Below are 17,579 nucleotides of genomic sequence, written 5' to 3' on the forward strand. Positions count from 1 at the left end.
CGAGTCGATTTCCTTGGTGAACAGGAACGGGGTGTGGATACGGGTACCGGTCAGTTTGCCGGTGTTGTTGTCAGTCGGGATGTACAGGTTATGTTCCTGAGCGACAACTTCGATGCTGCCTTCACGATCCTGCACGTCTACAGAACCTTTGATATCCGCACCGCCGTCGTCTTTCAGCCAAAGATAAACTGGAATTGCCATCGGATTTACTCCATTAGTGTTGAGAAACGTCATCATCCTGCGATGACGCTGGGGTTTTGCCTGGTATCTGGCAGGCGTTAGCCTGTGGCACCAGACTGATTTCGACACGGCGGTTAAGCGCTCGCCCTTCCGTGGTGTCATTTGTTGCGACAGGTCGACTTTCGCCATAGCCCTGCACGGCGAAACAGCTTTCCGGCACGTCACCGGTGTCGCGCATCCAGTCACGCACCGCTGCGGCGCGCTTCAAAGACAGCGTCTGGTTCAGTTGAGGATTGCCGGTGTTATCGGTGTGTCCGGCCACCACGATCAGCCAGCCTGGTTTGGCTTTGATGCCCACCAGCGAGTTAATCAGCAGTTTGGTGGAGCCTGATTTCAGTTCGTACTTGCCAGAATCGAACAGCGACATGCTGTCGAGGCGGACAATTTTAGGGACCACTTTCTCCTTCGGCTTTGGAGGCGGAGGCGGAGGCGGCGGGACGTAAGAACGAACGGCATCCAGAACAGGCATGCGCAGACGCTCGCCCTGGTAAAGACCCAGACTCATTCGCAACGGCTCGCCATTTCTGGCCCATTGATCCAATTGCGCGGCATCCTGACGTAACACGTTCACCGCATCCGCTTTCGGGACGTAATCGTCCATCGAAATTCGGTCATAGTGGTGAATATCAAAGCTGAGATTGTGCAGCAGTTGACGGTTGTTCCAGCCACTGCTGCAAAGCGCAGCTACGGCTGCCAGCGTGAACATAGACAACCCATAGCGCCAGGTTCGCTGACGTGGCGTCAGGCCTACGCCTTCGGGAAGCAACGGCAGCACAAAGTCCGGAAACAGCGACATGACCGTGCTGTCCGTCCCTACCGGGTGCCACCCTGCAACGTGCTGAATTGCCGTATGGCGTGAAAGCCAGGCTGTCCAGATTGAGGATGAAAGACTACCCGCCAGTATCGGCCCAATGCCCCACAGCACAGCCGTTGGCGCGATCGCAGGAATGTCTGGATTTTCATCCATGAACACCGTTTTGACATGGGTATGGAACCAGGTCATCAGGCTGTTCATCAGCACCTGTTGCTGCATCGCCATCGAGCCACCCGTCGTTACCCACGCGGCAATAGAGCTGGGAGCAAATGACTCACGCCAGACACTGACTCCTTCGCCAGGGATAGCGGCCTGCCAAAGCATATCGTTCATCATTCCGCTGCCAGCCTGACCATTCAGTATCACAGGAACTGAATGCCCCGTTTCGCGTCGGAGCTGGCTTATCTGCCAACGCAGCGCCAGTAAGCGACTTGTCAGCGCTTCAGTATCCGCGTGTTTTTGCGGACAAATGCTAACCATCACCGAAAGCTGACGTCCCCAGTCGGGCCGCATCCACAGCAGTTGGCGAGCCACATGCTCAACATCCTGATTATCTTCCACCCGGATCCAACAGCCCTGGGTCACGGTCAGAACCTGAGACTGTTCTGGCCATGCCTGTGGCAAATCGCCGCACACCAGCACGACCGGTTGGCGATAATTCGCCTCTGGCAGATTATCCAGACGTGCCGTGTATGCTTGCTCTGAACGGCGGCTGGCCAGATACCAGAGCGTAGCAATCCCCCCCCAGACAACAACAAGAGTCAGGACACTAACCAGACGCGAAACGGGCAGGAATCCAAGGCAGACGACACCGCTCAGTAGCGCGCCCCACAACGCTAAGAGGCGGTGTTGCGCAGAACTCATTTCACAGCCTCAGGCAACAGAGTTGCCAGCATCTGATCCAGCCAGTGGCTCAGCCCCCACCACAATGCGACAAGCACCACGAGGCTGAGACCAATGCGAACGGGCCAGGAAGCTAACCAGTTCCCCATTCCACGCCCGACACGGCTTTCTGCCAGGACTGGGTGCGTCTGTGGATAGCTGAAAGGCCCGACATGCTCGCTGAGGGCTTTGATGAGTTTTTGCCTCTCCGGATCGTTCAGAGAACGAAAACTTCCAAGGAAGCCCAACATCATGACCCGCTCAAAGCAGGTCAACACTGCGCTCTCCGGAGCGGGTTCACGCAAGACATCGCGCATGCGATCACACAGCGTATCGCCTGCTTCCATCGTGCCAAGGAAATGCCCTTGCAAAGGAATGTCGTACCACTGAACACAGGCGTCATCCTGAATGCCACGGCTTTTCACCGCTTCATCCAGCAATGCGCACTGAGCCGTGAGGATGTGCTGACAGCTTGCTTCATCCAATCCCTTCTCTTTCAGGGCTTGCTGAACACGTCCCACATCTGCAACACAGCGATCCCAGAGCACTCTCCCCTCGCCCTCGTTGAACTGAGGGCCATGACGAAGACTGATAACCTGCAACCACGTGTCCTGCAAAAGCGCGTCGATATCAATGGAGGTAGTTACTTCGCGTTTGTTCTCACTCATGTTCTCAGCACCGCATAAAGTTCAAGTTCTGGCTCACCGAGCGTGCCCGGGGTGTAGAACATGCAATTGCCGCTCTCAAGCATTTCCTGTGCAGCCGGATGCGAAAGATCCAGAGAGAAATACTGATTTTCCAGTCGCAGCGGGATAGCAGCAGGAACGTGACGCAGAGGTTTGAGAGGGATCCCCTGACGCGAGGCATTGACCAGACTGGTGACATAGTCCGGACTGCCGACTTTGCACTGACGAGGAAATTGCTCTTGCAACTGAGCAACCGGAATGTGCGAACGTACGGAAAGGTAATAATCTGCCCCTTCACGCAGGCGAGGATCCTGGAGACGCGCAAGCCACTGACGCAGCCGTTTATCGTGCGCCAACTCAATGGATATCACCCTTGATGGCAAGCTTGCTTCCAGCAAATCACTTAGCAAATCGAACAACGGCGGAAAGACCGCGTTCAATTGTTCGTGCTGATAGGCTGGAATTGCAGTGACCTGGTGCACCAGGGAGAAGGTTAAAAGGCTTCCCGCCAGCCGCGCCAGTTCAGGGTATAACCGTTCAACGGCACTTTGCGGGTAGCGCTGAAAATGGCCTAAAACGGGCTCGGCGCTGTTCAGTGCATTTAACAACCAGAACAGAGAAACGTCTGCCACAGCAAAGTCAGCCATTCGTTCATTGCTTTCGCGACGCATTGCCATCAAACGTGTCAGACGAGCGCGAAGCTGGCTCATGAGCTGTTCGAGCTGAACCATCAGCCAGCGACTACTTTGTACCCTCAGCAAAGGTGGCAAAAAGGCGTCGTCTGGCGTCCAGATACCCTGTGAATCAAGCTGTAGCCGCGCGATCGGGCACGTAAGATAGTCACTGTTATTCTGATGCGCGAAACGCAACGTCAGTTCTGGCTGCATAACCGCAATCTGGCGAGTGTCATCCCCAAACTGATTACGCACATCATGCCAGCGCTGACGATAACGAACCGGACGCTCAGCCACTTCATCAGACTTCAGACAGTTGCCACCATTAGCACGCAGCAACGGCAATGCCAGTACCACTTCAATGTCTTTTGATTCGCCATCAAGTGAAAGCGCGGGAGGGAGCGCCTCGGCATTATCCGTGTCTATCAGCGTGCCATCCTGGAAACGGACATGCAGCTTACGAGCCTGCAGACGACCAAGTTTCAGCGCGTCTGGTTCAAATGCTGCCTCAATCACCCCCCAGGGATGATTGAGGCCCATCTGCGCAATGCATTCCGCAGACCAGGCCGCATAAGCGACCTGTTGCTGGAAGTGCTGAGGCGAGACCATGACGCCTCGACCCCATAACGGTTGTTCCGTTTTCATCGGCTTCCTGCCCTACGTTACGATTTCGCCTTAGGCATCTGGGAAACCAGTGACAGGTTGACGTCCATCCCTTCCACCTGGAAGTGCGGCACGGCGTACAGCTTCACGCGGAAGAAGCCCGGGTTGTCTTCGATATCTTCAACCAACACTTTCGCGTCGCGCAGTGGGTGGGAAGCCTGCAGCTCGTCGCCCGGATCGGTCATTTCAGTCACCAGACCACGCACCCAGGTGTTCAGCTCCAGTTCCAGCAGACGGCGGTCTTTGGTGGTACCGATGTTTTCACGCTGGATCAGCTTCAGGTAGTGAGCGATACGGGACAGCAGGAAGATGTACGGCAGGCGCGCGTTGATACGGCTGTTCGCGGTAGCATCTGCGGTGTCATACAGGGCTGGTTTCTGCGTGGAGTTTGCCGAGAAGAAGCACGCGTAATCGCGGTTTTTGTAGTACGACAGCGGGATGAAGCCGAGGTTAGCGAATTCAAATTCGCGGGTTTCCGGGATCATCACTTCGGACGGGATTTTCACCTGATTGCCGGTGCCGAGGTCATACAGGTGGATGGGCAGGTCTTTCACCGCACCGCCAGCCTGTGGGCCACGAATCTGCACACACCAGCCGTTGTTGATGAAGCTCTTCACCATGTTCGCCGCAAACGAGAACGAGGCGTTGGTCCACAGGTATTTGTCGTGATCCGGGCCTTTCACTTCTTCGACGTAGTTGAAGCTACGTACCGGTACGGTGTCCGGGCCATAGGGCAGACGAGCCAGTACGCGCGGCATCACCAGACCGATATAGCGAGAGTCATCGGTCTCGCGGAAGGATTTCCACTTGATGTACTCGGCACGGTCGAAGTAGTTGCCGATGTCTTTGATGGCCGCCACTTCTTCCATGCTGTCTTTGAGGAAGAATTTCGGGCCAGCAGAGCCGATAAACGGCATGTGTGCCGCGGCAGACACTTTGGACAGATTACGCATCAGCGCAACGTCCTGTGCAGACGCATCGAATTCGTAAGCAGAGATAATCGCGCCAATCGGCTCACCGCCCGGGGTGTCGTATTCAGCGATGTAGGTTTGCTTGTACAGACCGCTCTGAATGATTTCCGGGGAATCTTCGAAGTCCTGGCGCAGTTCGTCTTTCGACAGGTCCAGAATTTCCAGTTTCACGTTTTGACGGAAGTCAGTTTTGTCGACCAGCGACTTCAGGCCACGCCAGATAGATTCCACTTTCTGGAACTCTTCATTGTGCATGACTTCGTCGAGCTGACGGCTAATCTGGAAATCGAGTTCAGCGATATGGTGATCCAGCAGAGTTTTATCGAGCTTTTCGACAGCCTGGCCGGATTTTTTCAGACACTGCATAAAGACCTGAACAGCGGCGGTAACTCGCGCATCAGCAGAGGTTTCCGCCATCACGTTATTATCCTGGAAGCCGTCCAGCTCACCCAGTTTTGATACTGGGGTTAAATTAATTTTCTCGAACAGTGAGGCATACACCCCGCCCTGCGGTAACGTTTTTTCTACGGTTGCGCCGCCAGCCTGAACCTGGGATTCATTATTAAGAGACATAAGCATTTTACTCGTATTTATTCCGTTAAAAGTTTTCAGTAATTAATCCTGGGACGGGGCGAGCGCATTAAGCTCGTTGCGCAGCTCATCGCTGAGGGAAGGGTCTTTCAGAATCTTTTCCAGCTCTTTCCGGAAAGTAACGTTATCCAGTAAGTTGGATTTTAAATCACGCAGCAAATTACGCATCGCCAGCATCGCGCGCAGCTGTGGGATCTGACGGGCAACCTGTTCTGGCTCGAAGTCTTTCATCTCCTGGAACTGGAGGTGGATATTTTCTTCGGTACCGTCATTGGCGAGGGTGTTTTTCACGGTGAGGTTAACTTCCGGCGTCAGGTCGGCCAGCACGCTATTGAAGTTATTTTTGTTGATGTTGATTTTTTCACGTTCAGACAGCGTGCCTTCGGATTTTCCGTTACTGAAGTCACCGACCGTCAGGATCTTAAGAGGGAGTTCTACTTTCTTCTGGGCGCCGCCAGTATGCAAATCAAGTTTAATGTTAACGCGTGCTTTAGGAATCTCAGACTGGAATGAATCCGCCATAATTCGCCTCTGTGATATATAAGTGGGCACCTGACATCGTCCATGCAGGTACAAAAGGATCTAGATTGGGAGCCTTAATATTTATCACTTAATGTATAGCGAGTAAATAGACAGAGAGAAATGTCCACGCTTTTAAATATATTTAGTTTACCAGCACTTAAATAATTCAGTCACAGACTTAAGCACAGGTTAATTACTAAATATTGAAAACCCTTTTTAAATGCATTTGAAAGACCATTCAACAAATCATAACAAAAACAAATCATTAACACAGAATCAATAGATATAGTGAATATATGTATTTTCACAAAACCCACCGCCATTGAAGAATTCATTAACAATGATTTTATGCAAGTCCCAAAAGAGACAATAAAAAAAATGAACCGGCAGAGATAATAATGGGATGAGAATGTTAAAAGTAACTATAATTACCCCTAAAAAATGTCGTTTAGCGGAAAATTCTTATATCGACCCGAAACTCTATTAAGAATTTTTATTTCAGATGTTTGATATTATTTCAAAGATAAAAAACCGATCTTAAGCGGTGTTTTTCAAATCAAATAGCGAAGATGACCCCAGCAGAGACATCACCAGCGAACGTTGATACGCCATGGAGGTGGAGAGAAGGCTGTTCGCCGGGTTCAGGGCGTTAAGATACAACCCCGTGAAGAAAAATGAGATCAACGTCACTTTTTACCGGGCAAGTTCCCTCGCCCGGCAGTAAAGACTCAGCGCGTTTTTTCCACCATCAATGGCTCAATATCACTCTCTTTTTTAATCACCAGCGAGTCATCGCCACGCAGGCAGGTGCCGCCATAATTGCCGCCAACGGTAAAGGTGCACACCTGGATGTACTTCCCATCCACGTTCGGCAAACACCACAGCTGCTGATAGATGTTTTTGCGGTCGACAAATTTACCGGAGCTTTGATCCAGCAGTTCCTCGTCGTGGCTCACCAGGTCGATATTACTGCCGCAGCGCCCGGAAATGGGTTTCACCGCATAGCCCGTTTTCGCCAGTTCCTCGTTCACTTCAAAGTCGGTATCCAACAAATAACGGTGGTGTGGGAAGAGCTGCCACAGGACCGGCAAAATGGCTTTGTTGCCCGGCACCACAGTCCACAGCGGCTCGAACACCATCACTTCCGGGCGCAGCAGCACGTCAATCAGGCGAACGTCATTTTGCGGATGCCCGGTACGGATTGGCACCGCAGCAAATTCAGTTTCGCTGACCTCACGCACCTGCTCAATCGCGGTTTCCCATGCCCAGGTTTTCCAGACGCAGTTGACCGCTCGCCCATCACCGTCGATCAGCTGCCCGGCGGCATCCCAGCGCAACTCATCCAGACCATACAGAATTTTGCTTTCAAAGCCCGCATCCGTCAGCGCCCGTTGCATAAAGCGAGCGTGATAGTTCTCCTCAAGATCTTTGTCCTGCATGATATGCACAAACGGACGGGCAGAGCTGTGCTTCCAGGCACCAATCAATTCACTGAGCAACTCTTCGGACGGATTAAAGCCTTTCCCTTGATACCCCGTTTTCGCCCATTGCTCCAGGATCAGCCCACCTTCGGTATGACAGGAGGCAGAATCGGCGTTGTATTCGTACACCTTCAGCCCGCGCTCATCCATGCAGAAATCCATACGCCCGGTGATCATATCGTGACGACGACGCTGCCAGGAAAGACGCAGACGCGGCCAGAGAATTTTCGGGATATCAAACAACGCCAGCAGATTGTCATCTCTCATGACTTTATCGGTAGCGTGCAGATACATCAGGTGCAGCTCGTTGGTGGCTTTAATCAGCTCCTGTTCGGCACATTCCGTAATGGTAAAATACTGGCACGGATCTTTATTGATAAAGTGCCCGTTGGCGCGAACATAAGCCGCCTGCAGCGGCTCCTGCTCGTTCAGCCATTTGCCGTCGAACTGACCTTTGTTTTCCAGGTGTGCACCCTGAATGTTCAACGCTTTACCCGGCAAAGCTGGCTGCGGCAGGCTGTGCTCGGTGTCGTCAGTCTGGATCATCCAGCCGAGAATAGTGGTGTCCGCGAAGGTGTCTTCAATGGCGTAGCAGCCCTCTTTGACGACCAGCGTCAGTTCGCGCGTCCACTGCTGGCCCGGCGGCAACGGATGATGAATCACGTTTTGCTCAGCCACACGGACTTTATCGCCGATAAGCTGGGTGATCACCGCTACATGTCCGGTCTCGTTAAATTCCCCGCCTTTCTGCCAGATAAGCAGTGCGCCCGCGGTCAGCTTACGCTTTGAGCCGTTCGCAAAGGCCTGAAGCGGCAGCAGATTGTCGTTCACCACCTGGCGCAAAAAGCGCAACGAGAAAATTTCATACGCCATACCGACATCGGTGAAGACAAAACCGTAGGTCAAAAACAGGAAGCGGCGGGCAAACTCCACGCACTGCCATTTGTGGCCCATGTATTCATTGTCGATATAGCTTCGAAAGGAGGCATCACCGTGGGAGAAGTCATCACCCAGGCTGCTGTAATTCGAGGAGTAAATCGCCACGCCACCCGGCGCATAACCTAACAACGTTCCAAAAGGAGCATCACTGCTGGACATACCTGTACTCATTCTTCCAACCTAATTATTCAGTTCACGGAAGCAGGCGGCTGTTTGACGTGCGGTTATCGTCGTCTGCACCTTGCCCTCTATCAGGCATAAGTGGCTTAATCATACACCTCACGCTATCGATAATCGAAACGACAATACGCCGGGTAAACAACGTGTTGCCCGGCGCGCTAAACGCTTATCCCACCATCAATGTTTTGGCTTCCAGATAAGCCATCATGCCCCACTTGCCCATCTCACGGCCGAGACCGGACTGTTTAAAACCACCAAACGGGGCTTTCGGTTCATGCGCCAGGGTGTTGACCATCACGCGGCCGGAGTCAATCTGCTGCGCCAGTTGAACACCGCGTTCGCGGCTGCCACTCAGCACCAGCGCGCTCAGGCCATAAGGGGTGTCGTTGGCAATCGCCAGCGCCTGGGCTTCATCGTCATAAGGGATCACCACCAGCACCGGGCCAAAAATTTCCTCACGCGCAATGCGCATCTGATTGTGCCCGACAAACACCGTCGGTTTCACGAACCAGCCTTGTTCCAGCCCAGCCGGGTGGCGCTGCGCTAACCCGGCCTACGCGATCATTGTAGGCCCGGTAAGGCGCAAGCCGCCACCGGGCAGATTTCCCCTTACACCTTAAACAACCAGCAAGCGGCAAAATGACGCGGGGCAATTTCCTGCATTGGCGGTTCCTGCTGCTGACAAACCGGCATCGCGTGTGGGCAACGGCTGCAAAAACGACAGCCGCTCATGTCTGCCGTTGGGCCCGGAATATCCCCTTTCAGGCCGCCAACTTCCAGATGACGCACATGCGGATCAGGCTGTGGCACGGAAGCCAGAAGCGCTCTGGTGTAAGGATGCGCAGGATGCGTGTACAGCTCACCTGCCTCGGCAACTTCCACCAGCTTACCGAGATACATCACCCCGATACGGCTGGAAATATGCCGCACCATCGACAGATCATGGGCGATAAACAGGTAAGTCAGCCCCAGCTCCTGCTGCAAATCTTGCAGAATATTCACCACCTGAGCCTGAACTGACACGTCCAGCGCCGACAGCGGTTCGTCGCACAGCACAAACTCCGGGCGAACCGACAACGCACGCGCAATGCTAATGCGCTGGCGCTGACCGCCGCTGAATTCATGCGGGAAGCGCTGCAAATGCTCCTGCTTAAGCCCAACTTTATAAAGCAGCTCTTCGGCCCGTTCGCGCTGTGCCTGTGCGCTGTAGCCGTGAATGTTCATCGGCTCGGCGACCAGTTGCTGTACCGTCATTCCGGGATTGAGCGAGGAATACGGGTCCTGGAAAATCGCCTGCATCCTGCGCCGCAGCGGCTTGAGCGTTTTCTCTGAAGCATGAGCAATCTCTTGCCCGTCAAACGTAATCTCACCAGAAGTCACATCGAACAGACGCAAAATGGCGCGACCGAGCGTTGATTTCCCACAGCCGGATTCACCGACCAGCCCGAACGTTTCGCCCGGTAAAATATCGAAGCTGACGCCATCTACCGCTTTGACGGCTTTACCTTTGCGTAGCCAGCCGCCGTTCAGGGCGTAATGCTTTCGCAGCTCGCGAACGCTGATTAACGGTGCGTTGCTCATGCCTGATGCTCCTTATCCTGCCATAGCCAGCAAGCCGTTCGATGGCCTTCGCCACGTGAGTAAAAAGGAGGTTGTTTGTCGCATTGCGGCATCCGCTGCGGGCAGCGTTCGGCAAACGGACAACCGACTGGCGGGTTCAGCAACCCCGGCGGCGCACCTTCAATCGGGGAAAGGCGATGATCCGGATCGTCCGCACGTGGCAGCGAGGCCAATAATCCACGCGTATAAGGATGTGCAGGCCGCCAGAAAATATCTTCGACACTGCCCTCTTCCATCACCAGGCCGCCGTACATCACCACCACCCGACTGCAAACCTGCGCCACCACGCCGAGGTCATGGGTGATAAGCAGAATGGCGGTGCCGGTTTCCTGCTGTAAGGTTTTCAGCAAACGCAAGATTTGCGCCTGAATAGTGACATCCAGCGCCGTGGTTGGCTCATCGGCAATCAGCAGTTCCGGGTCGCACGACAGCGCGATCGCAATCATCACGCGCTGGCGCATCCCGCCGCTGAATTCATGCGGGTACTGATCGAAGCGACGTTCTGCATCGGCAATGCCCACGCGACCAAGCATCTCAATAGCTTTGGTTTTGGCCTCGCGCTTACTCAGCCCTTTATTGCGGATCAGGATTTCCGTCATCTGACGACCAATGGTCAGCACCGGATTCAGCGCCGTCATCGGGTCCTGGAAAATCATCGCGATGTCGTTGCCGCGAATACGGCGCATCTGCTCCGCCGTTTTCCGGGCCAGATCTTCTCCGCGAAACTGCACGCGCCCACCAGTAATTTTGCCGTTGTTGCCCAGCAGTTGAATCACCGATTTGCAGGTCACGCTTTTGCCGCAGCCCGATTCCCCGACGATGCCGACCAGCTCACCCGATTGCAGCGCGAAGCTAACGCCGCGCACCGAATGCACTTCGCCTTCGCGGGTAAAGAAGGACGTTTTCAGTTCCTCAAGTTCCAGTAACTTATGCATCGCGATTTGCTCCCGGCTCAAAGGCGGTACGAAACACATCGCCCAGCACGTTAAAACTGAACACCGTCAGCAGGATAAGAATGCCCGGGAACATCGCCAGCCATGAGGCTTCCCCGATGTACGACTGAGCGTTGTTGAGCATGCTTCCCCAGGAAGCGGCAGGTTGCTGCACACCAAGTCCGAGGAAGCTGAGCGTAGACTCCATCAAAATGGCCGAAGCGATGTTCAGCGTGGCGGCCACGATGATAGTGGGCAGCACACCTGGAATAATGTGCCGCACGATGATCCGCAAAGGATGCTCACCGGATGCGCGAGCGTACAGCACGTATTCGCACTCTTTCACCGTCAGCGTTTCAGCGCGGATCATGCGCGACATGTTCATCCACGTCAGCAGGCTGATAATCAGGATGATGCTTTCCACGCCCGGCTTGAGGTACGCGTTGAGCACCAGCAGCAGGAAGAAAGCCGGGATCGCCAGCAGGATATCAACCAGGCGCATCATCAGGTTATCGATCCAGCCGCCAAAATAGCCGCTGAGCGTACCGACCAGCGTGCCAATCAGGGTGGAAAACAGCATCACTAAAAACCCAACCATCAATGAAATCTGCCCGCCGTACAGTGCGCGGGTTAAATAATCACGCCCGTATTCATCGGTGCCAAACCAGTGCGCGGCATCAGGTGGCAGCATACGAGCGGCAAGCGACATTTGATCAGGATCGTAAGGGCTCAATCCCGCGGATAACGCCGCGAGAATAAAAATAAACAACACCAAAAGCGAGAACTGCGCCGGACGATTGCGGCGTAGCTGGTGGCGAACGTTTTGCCAGCGTCTGCTCATCGTCGGTTACCTCAAAGTACGAATACGGGGATCGGCGAAGCGATACAGCAGATCCGCCACTAAATTGCCGACGATCAGCATCAGCGACGACAGCAGAATGATCGCCATGATCAACGGGTAATCCAGCGAGGTGATCGCCTGGATGCCCAGCAAGCCCATCCCCGGCCAGGAGAACACGCTTTCGGTCACATACGCCCCGACAATCAGCTCCCCAAAGGACAAACCAAACAGCGTGATCACCGGCAACAGCACGTTTTTCAGCACATGGCGAAACAGGATGGTGCGGTACGTCGCGCCATAAGCGAGCTGCGTCTGCACGTAATCCGCGGAAAGCTGGCTGATGGTGTTTGAGCGCACATAACGCACGTAGTTGGAGAGGTTGTAAAAGGTTAACGCGATGCACGGCAGAATGCCGTGGCGCACCACGTCCAGCCAATTATCTTCCACCCCAATGGTGCGCATCCCCATGCTCGGCAGCCAGTTTAACTGCACAGCAAAGACGGTAATCAGCAAGATGCCAAACCAGAAAATCGGCACCGATATCCCGATATAGGCAAACAGATTAAGGAAGTGATCGAGCCAGCGGTGCTTAAACGCGCCCGCCAACAGACCCAGCGGCACGGCGAGCAGAATCGCCAGAATCAACGACGCGCCCATCAAGCCAAGCGTGGCCGGAATGCGTTCGGCGATCATCTCCAGTACCGGGCGATGATAGATAAGCGAATAACCGAGATCGCCACGAAAGACGTTTTTCAGCCATAAGAAATACTGGGTAGTGAGTGGCTGATCGAGCCCGAGGCTGTGGCGGATACGCTCGATATCCTCCGGCGCCATTCGCGGCGTGACATACGCCTGCACCGGATCGCCGGGCGCAAGTTTCACCAGCAGAAACGCCACCAGCGAGATAAAGAAAAGCATCGGCAGCAGTTGCAGCAGCCGACGCAGGAGCATTGGATTCACGACATTCCCTTTACAAAATGCACGGTGTGTTTTCCCCCTCTCCCCTGCCCTCTCCCCGAGGGAGAGGGAGAAAACCGAACAGTTCCCTCTCCCTTTGGGAGAGGGTTAGGGAGAGGGGATTTCCCGGCACAGATTTTTATTTTTGGTAGATTTTCGACAAGTCCTGGAACATATACACCGGTTTCGGTTCAGCTTCCTGAGTGCCGCCAAAACGCTTATCGACGGCGACAGTCGCGTTGGTGTAGGCAATCGGGTAATAGGTCATGTCGGTCGCCACTGTCTGCTGGATTTGTTTGTAAATTGCCGCGCGTTTGGTCGCATCGGTCTCCACAGCGCCTTGATCCCAAAGGGCATCGAACTGCGGATTTTTATAGTGCGCATAGTTATACGCTTCGTTGCTCATAAACAGCGACTTATAGCCATCCGGCTCCGGGCCCATGATGTAACCCCCGAGGTTCAGATCCCAGGCGGTGTTTTTCATGTCGAGGCTACGCTGTGACATCGCGTTAGAATCCAGCGGCATCAACTCAACGTTCACTCCGAGCGCCTTCAGCTGCTGCTGAATATAGAGGCCCATGCTCTCCTGGGTTTTGTTGGTGTTGACGTAAGCCAGACGCAGTTTCAGATCAGCAGGTGCGCCGGATGCTTTCAGCAGATCTTTGGCTTTTTGCAGGTCGAATTTGTACTGATCAACATCGTCAGAATGATACAGCGTGTCTGGCGTCAGGAACGAAGTTGCCGGTTTAGCGTAATCCTGCGAGGTAAACGCCGTGGTCACCAGATCGTCTTTGTTGATGGCATAAGCGATGGCCTGACGCAGATCTTTACTCTGCATCACCGGCACGTTCTGGTTGAAGGTCATGTAAGCCAGACGCCCTTCCGGATACACCACGAAGTCGAATTTGCCGGTGTTTTTCAGGCGAGACACATCCTGCGGATCAACCATCTTCATGTTAATCTCACCGTTTTGCAGCGCAAGATTGGCAGAATTGCTGTCTTTCGCGAAACGGTAGGTGACGGAATCCAGCTTCGGTTTGCCGTTCCAGTAATCATCAAAACGCGTCAGAGAGTAATACTGCCCTGCGCGATACTCTTTAAATTTGAACGGCCCGGAACCCACTGGCGCATCGTTCTTGCTGCTCTTTTCCAGATCGCTTTCGTTAGCGAACACATGCTGTGGGATCGGATAGATCTGCACTAACGTGCCGACAAACGCGGCGCTCACCTGCGGCAGGGTAAATTTGACCGTCAAATCGTCGACTTTGCTGACCTGTACCGGCTTGCCGCCAAACATGAACATGCTGCGGAAGAAGCTGTGCTGTTTGTCATCCAGCAGTTTGTTGAAGGTAAACACTACGTCATCGGCGGTCAGCGGCTGGCCGTCCTGCCATTTGAGGTTCGGTTTCAGCTTCAGGGTGTAGCTCAGGTTGTCAGCGGAAGGCGTCAGGCTTTCTGCCAGACCCCACTCAATTTTGCCGTTGTTGTAGCTAAAGAGCGGGGCGTACAGCGCCTGCATAATGGTCAGTGTGGTGCGGTCGCTGGCGTAAATGGGGTTCACCGCCAGCGGGTCGCCGGAGGTAATGCCGATAATCAGGGAGCCACCGTCTTTTGGCGCGGCATTTTGATTCGCGGCCGGGGCATTGGCGGTGTCATTATTTTTAGCGTCGTCGCAGCCTGCGAGACCGAGTGCCAGCGACATCATCGCGGCGGAAAAGACCAACTTGCGCATACCAGACTAACTCCTTGCCATCAAAGGATTTATTATTTTTTGCTCTGCGAAAGTGCGCAGGACTCAGGGCATAGTGGAGAGATTCCCGCACAAACTGAAATGCGATTTTCGTTTAAGCTTATATCCAAACTGATCTCTATAAGATGTTTTTAAAATAAGCCGTTAGCCTTATCACGCCTCTGAATGTTAAAGCTGACAAGCATCACCTGCTACACTCGGTCAATACTTCAACCAACAAACCAGGTACTCATATGTCTGACTCTAATTATCAGCCTCCGAAAGTCTGGGAGTGGAAGCAAAACAACAACGGCGGCGCGTTCGCCAACATCAACCGTCCGGTGTCTGGCCCGACGCATGACAAAGCGCTGCCGGTTGGCACCCATCCTTTGCAGCTTTATTCCCTCGGTACGCCGAACGGGCAGAAAGTGACTATCATGCTGGAAGAGTTGCTGGCGCTGGGCGTCACGGGCGCCGAATACGATGCGTGGATGATCCGCATTGGCGAAGGCGATCAGTTCTCCAGCGGCTTTGTCGACGTCAACCCCAACTCAAAGATCCCCGCGCTGAGCGATCATTCCGTCACGCCACCGCTGCGCGTGTTTGAATCCGGTTCGATCCTGCTGTATCTGGCTGAGAAATTTGGCCACTTCCTGCCAAAAGATCCGGCCGGGCGCACCGAAGCGTTGAACTGGCTGTTCTGGTTGCAGGGCGCAGCCCCGTTCCTCGGCGGCGGGTTCGGCCACTTCTATAACTACGCACCGGTGAAGATTGAGTACGCGATTGATCGCTTCACGATGGAAGCCAAACGTCAACTCGATGTGCTGGATAAACAACTGGCGAAAAATCGCTACGTGGCAGGCGAAGAGTACAGCATTGCAGATATGGCGATCTGGCCGTGGTACGGCAATGTGGTGCTGGGCGCGGTGTATAACGCTGCTGAATTCCTCGATGCGAACAGTTATAAAAATGTTCTGCGTTGGGCGCAGGATATCGGCAACCGTCCGGCCGTCAAACGTGGCCGAATTGTTAACCGCGCGCAGGGGCCGCTGAACGAACAGCTGCATGAGCGCCATGCGGCGAGTGACTTCGACACCAACACCGAAGATAAACGCCAGGGATAACCCCTTCCTAATCCGACCGGACGCCCTCGTCCGGTCACTTTTCTCTCGCACGATATTTACACGCCAATATATTATTATTATGAATATATCCAACCCTGACATATGGCGCATAAATGTCTGAAATCGCCCGCAGGGGGGCGATGCCTGGTTATCAGCCGAAAGCATTGAGCGCGAATTTCGAAGTCTGGCGCGAACACCTGCATCCGGAAGACAAGCTGCGGGTGCTGGACGCGTTTTACGATCATCTCGACGGCAAAGCGCCGTATTATGAAGCCCTGCACCGGATGCTGCACAGCAACGGCACCATCACATGGGTGCTGGTATGAAGAGGATGATTTTAGTGGAGCACGGCTTCGCGCAGATACTTCGATGTATCAGATAAAGCACACCGGCAAGAGTGTGTTCCTGAGCGAAGCACTCATCGGGGAATACATCATGATGGAGGAGGAAGACGATGGCCTTGAGGCCATCGTGAGACTGATGACAAACCTCTAACGAATACCGTTTTGTCATGGGTGGCAGAACAAAAAATAAGGAAAATCAATTCATTGATTTTCGGCTGCTCACCACAAAGAAGGAAAAACCACGCTTTTTCCTTCTTTGTCAGCAATCTGACGATGGCCTTGAGGCCATCGTCTTTAACGGGATGACGCTTGCGTACTATGACCGGAAAGCTCAGTGTATTATCCGGTCATACAGCAGTGCCGCCCGGCGTAAAACTCAAACCTCCAGCGGGTCCACCACCGGACGCTGAAACTCCGGCCATACCAGGGCCACCAGTGCCGGGTAGGCATTGAGGCTAAATTCACGGAAACACTGCTGAAGGTTGAGCACATCCAAATCGCCGCGAGGCACTTTCTCCCCGTTCAGGCAGCGTTTCTTTATATTGTCATAATATTTATACACCGCTGAATTGAGATCGCTGCAACGACGCTGAGCCTCAAATAACCCCTCGGTGGCATTTAAATCCGCAATATTCATGCGCTTAATTGTCGCATGCAGGAAGTCAATATATTCGTGGTTAACCCGCCAGTACCACACGGGCGTTATCGCATTCATCAGCATCGAAAAATGGTCTTCACCTTCTTCTTTACTCATGGGTTTTACTGACTGAGGTGGCGTTTTTTCTTCCACACCCTCTTTTTTAAACAGACCAGAGATAACGAATAGAATAACAGCCGTCAGTAATAGCAGTACTATAACAAAATAGATAATACTGTTCATGGTGGACTCCATTTTTTTTGATTTTAAAATTATGCCATGATATTGTCAACGAACCTCACACCCTTATTACCCTTATCTTGTTGAACTAAAAGGACATCAGCCATGATACCCGAATCGCTGATCCCGGCCCGCTTTCATATTGCCAATACGGAGCCGACTACCGGGGAAGCAGAAAATGATGCCGATTTAGCCCAGGGCAAGATATCGCTCGAAAATTATGAGGCCGATATATTAGCGGTGCCGGGTCGTAACGGCCAGTCACGCAATATGCTGCTGGAAGAACGCGATCGTCATATAAAGGACAGGCTGTTTCGGGTTGCCAAAATCGAAGCCTATGCGCGGGTGCTTAACGATTTGCAAGTGGAAGCGGAAATTGACAGTCAGGAATTAAGTCAAATTATTGCCGAGCAAACCGAGAAAATTAATGAAGCCGGAAATAAAATTTGGCTTAATTTGATTACGCGTGAAAAAACAACATCGCTTTTTTACGATTTCCAGGCTGAGTAAAT

17 protein-coding genes and 3 pseudogenes are annotated in these 17,579 nt (G+C 53.4%); 5 read left to right on the forward strand and 15 right to left on the reverse strand.

All coding sequences use genetic code 11. From position 1 onward, the window contains the following. The 14 genes and pseudogenes from hcp to ACLW56_RS16870 all read right to left on the reverse strand — a co-directional run. Positions 1–201 (reverse strand): annotated as a pseudogene (hcp, locus tag ACLW56_RS16805) (type VI secretion system effector Hcp); the annotation flags it as partial. Between the two features lie 13 nt (positions 202–214). Beyond that, positions 215–1,918 (reverse strand): OmpA family protein, encoded by a 1,704-nt coding sequence (locus ACLW56_RS16810; RefSeq protein ID WP_330984887.1) that lies wholly within the window; start codon positions 1,916–1,918, stop codon positions 215–217. Further along, the gene (gene tssL / locus ACLW56_RS16815) at positions 1,915–2,604 is read right to left on the reverse strand and encodes a type VI secretion system protein TssL, short form (protein ID WP_330984888.1); all 690 of its coding nucleotides are present in this window, start codon (positions 2,602–2,604) and stop codon (positions 1,915–1,917) included. Before tssL ends, ACLW56_RS16810 begins: the two co-directional genes overlap by 4 nt. After that, positions 2,601–3,941 (reverse strand): type VI secretion system baseplate subunit TssK, encoded by a 1,341-nt coding sequence (gene tssK, locus ACLW56_RS16820; protein WP_330984889.1) that lies wholly within the window; start codon positions 3,939–3,941, stop codon positions 2,601–2,603. Before tssK ends, tssL begins: the two co-directional genes overlap by 4 nt. 17 nt (positions 3,942–3,958) lie before the next feature. Then, positions 3,959–5,509 (reverse strand): type VI secretion system contractile sheath large subunit, encoded by a 1,551-nt coding sequence (gene tssC / locus ACLW56_RS16825; RefSeq protein WP_330984891.1) that lies wholly within the window; start codon positions 5,507–5,509, stop codon positions 3,959–3,961. A 36-nt stretch (positions 5,510–5,545) separates the two neighbouring features. Continuing rightward, positions 5,546–6,043, reverse strand: coding sequence for a type VI secretion system contractile sheath small subunit (tssB, locus tag ACLW56_RS16830; protein ID WP_330984892.1), 498 nt, complete (start codon positions 6,041–6,043; stop codon positions 5,546–5,548). A gap of 537 nt (positions 6,044–6,580) precedes the next feature. Next, the gene (locus ACLW56_RS16835) at positions 6,581–6,733 is read right to left on the reverse strand and encodes a hypothetical protein (RefSeq protein WP_330984893.1); all 153 of its coding nucleotides are present in this window, start codon (positions 6,731–6,733) and stop codon (positions 6,581–6,583) included. Positions 6,734–6,771: 38 nt separating this feature from the next. Beyond that, a complete protein-coding gene (gss, locus tag ACLW56_RS16840) occupies positions 6,772–8,634 on the reverse strand; it encodes a bifunctional glutathionylspermidine amidase/synthase (protein WP_330984894.1) in 1,863 nt (620 codons plus the stop codon). Positions 8,635–8,809: 175 nt separating this feature from the next. Then, positions 8,810–9,175, reverse strand: a pseudogene (locus ACLW56_RS16845) (aldehyde dehydrogenase family protein); the annotation flags it as partial. 77 nt (positions 9,176–9,252) lie between these two features. Next, on the reverse strand, positions 9,253–10,224 hold the full coding sequence (locus ACLW56_RS16850; protein ID WP_330984895.1) for an ABC transporter ATP-binding protein: 972 nt from the start codon (positions 10,222–10,224) through the stop codon (positions 9,253–9,255). After that, positions 10,221–11,198, reverse strand: a complete 978-nt coding sequence (locus ACLW56_RS16855) for an ABC transporter ATP-binding protein (protein WP_330984896.1) — start codon at positions 11,196–11,198, stop codon at positions 10,221–10,223. The genes ACLW56_RS16850 and ACLW56_RS16855 overlap by 4 nt, the downstream gene beginning before the upstream one ends. Continuing rightward, complete coding sequence (locus tag ACLW56_RS16860; protein ID WP_330984897.1) at positions 11,191–12,036, reverse strand: ABC transporter permease; 846 nt, start codon at positions 12,034–12,036, stop codon at positions 11,191–11,193. Before ACLW56_RS16860 ends, ACLW56_RS16855 begins: the two co-directional genes overlap by 8 nt. A 6-nt stretch (positions 12,037–12,042) precedes the next feature. After that, positions 12,043–12,987, reverse strand: a complete 945-nt coding sequence (locus tag ACLW56_RS16865; protein ID WP_330984964.1) for an ABC transporter permease — start codon at positions 12,985–12,987, stop codon at positions 12,043–12,045. 145 nt (positions 12,988–13,132) lie between these two features. Next, positions 13,133–14,725 carry an ABC transporter substrate-binding protein gene (locus ACLW56_RS16870; protein ID WP_330984898.1) on the reverse strand — a complete coding sequence of 531 codons (1,593 nt, stop codon included), beginning with the start codon at positions 14,723–14,725 and terminating at the stop codon, positions 13,133–13,135. A gap of 251 nt (positions 14,726–14,976) precedes the next feature. On the opposite strand from ACLW56_RS16870, the gene yghU reads away from it, so the two are divergent. From yghU to ACLW56_RS16890, 4 genes and pseudogenes are all read left to right on the forward strand, one after another. Continuing rightward, the gene (yghU, locus tag ACLW56_RS16875) at positions 14,977–15,846 is read left to right on the forward strand and encodes a glutathione-dependent disulfide-bond oxidoreductase (RefSeq protein ID WP_330984899.1); all 870 of its coding nucleotides are present in this window, start codon (positions 14,977–14,979) and stop codon (positions 15,844–15,846) included. 128 nt (positions 15,847–15,974) lie between these two features. Continuing rightward, a pseudogene (locus ACLW56_RS16880) lies at positions 15,975–16,166 on the forward strand (PAS domain-containing protein); the annotation flags it as partial. Between the two features lie 49 nt (positions 16,167–16,215). After that, positions 16,216–16,341, forward strand: a complete 126-nt coding sequence (locus tag ACLW56_RS16885) for a hypothetical protein (RefSeq protein ID WP_330984965.1) — start codon at positions 16,216–16,218, stop codon at positions 16,339–16,341. A gap of 16 nt (positions 16,342–16,357) precedes the next feature. Beyond that, positions 16,358–16,600 carry a hypothetical protein gene (locus tag ACLW56_RS16890; RefSeq protein WP_330984966.1) on the forward strand — a complete coding sequence of 81 codons (243 nt, stop codon included), beginning with the start codon at positions 16,358–16,360 and terminating at the stop codon, positions 16,598–16,600. Here ACLW56_RS16890 and ACLW56_RS16895 read toward each other — a convergent pair. Beyond that, positions 16,567–17,070: an ESA_00282 family adhesion-associated protein gene (locus ACLW56_RS16895; protein ID WP_330984900.1), complete on the reverse strand. Its 504-nt coding sequence runs from the start codon at positions 17,068–17,070 to the stop codon at positions 16,567–16,569. The two genes, ACLW56_RS16890 and ACLW56_RS16895, sit on opposite strands and share 34 nt — an antisense overlap. Positions 17,071–17,172: 102 nt before the next feature. Between ACLW56_RS16895 and ACLW56_RS16900 the strand changes: the two genes are divergently transcribed. Next, entirely contained in the window at positions 17,173–17,577 is a 405-nt protein-coding gene (locus tag ACLW56_RS16900; protein ID WP_330984901.1) for a hypothetical protein, read from the forward strand. The last annotated feature ends 2 nt before the right edge of the window (positions 17,578–17,579 follow it).

The organism is Pantoea sp. sgz302252 (genome assembly GCF_047713085.1).
Taxonomy (GTDB): domain Bacteria; phylum Pseudomonadota; class Gammaproteobacteria; order Enterobacterales; family Enterobacteriaceae; genus Scandinavium.

Bases quoted from the DNA above. Each gene is read 5' to 3' on its own strand.
- ACLW56_RS16810 (WP_330984887.1), bottom strand. From the start codon at position 1,918: ATGAGTTCTGCGCAACACCGCCTCTTAGCGTTGTGGGGCGCGCTACTG.
- tssL (WP_330984888.1), bottom strand. From the start codon at position 2,604: ATGAGTGAGAACAAACGCGAAGTAACTACCTCCATTGATATCGACGCG.
- tssK (WP_330984889.1), bottom strand. From the start codon at position 3,941: ATGAAAACGGAACAACCGTTATGGGGTCGAGGCGTCATGGTCTCGCCT.
- tssC (WP_330984891.1), bottom strand. From the start codon at position 5,509: ATGCTTATGTCTCTTAATAATGAATCCCAGGTTCAGGCTGGCGGCGCA.
- tssB (WP_330984892.1), bottom strand. From the start codon at position 6,043: ATGGCGGATTCATTCCAGTCTGAGATTCCTAAAGCACGCGTTAACATT.
- gss (WP_330984894.1), bottom strand. From the start codon at position 8,634: ATGAGTACAGGTATGTCCAGCAGTGATGCTCCTTTTGGAACGTTGTTA.
- ACLW56_RS16850 (WP_330984895.1), bottom strand. From the start codon at position 10,224: ATGAGCAACGCACCGTTAATCAGCGTTCGCGAGCTGCGAAAGCATTAC.
- ACLW56_RS16855 (WP_330984896.1), bottom strand. From the start codon at position 11,198: ATGCATAAGTTACTGGAACTTGAGGAACTGAAAACGTCCTTCTTTACC.
- ACLW56_RS16860 (WP_330984897.1), bottom strand. From the start codon at position 12,036: ATGAGCAGACGCTGGCAAAACGTTCGCCACCAGCTACGCCGCAATCGT.
- ACLW56_RS16865 (WP_330984964.1), bottom strand. From the start codon at position 12,987: ATGCTCCTGCGTCGGCTGCTGCAACTGCTGCCGATGCTTTTCTTTATC.
- ACLW56_RS16870 (WP_330984898.1), bottom strand. From the start codon at position 14,725: ATGCGCAAGTTGGTCTTTTCCGCCGCGATGATGTCGCTGGCACTCGGT.
- yghU (WP_330984899.1), top strand. From the start codon at position 14,977: ATGTCTGACTCTAATTATCAGCCTCCGAAAGTCTGGGAGTGGAAGCAA.
- ACLW56_RS16885 (WP_330984965.1), top strand. From the start codon at position 16,216: ATGTATCAGATAAAGCACACCGGCAAGAGTGTGTTCCTGAGCGAAGCA.
- ACLW56_RS16890 (WP_330984966.1), top strand. From the start codon at position 16,358: ATGGGTGGCAGAACAAAAAATAAGGAAAATCAATTCATTGATTTTCGG.
- ACLW56_RS16895 (WP_330984900.1), bottom strand. From the start codon at position 17,070: ATGAACAGTATTATCTATTTTGTTATAGTACTGCTATTACTGACGGCT.
- ACLW56_RS16900 (WP_330984901.1), top strand. From the start codon at position 17,173: ATGATACCCGAATCGCTGATCCCGGCCCGCTTTCATATTGCCAATACG.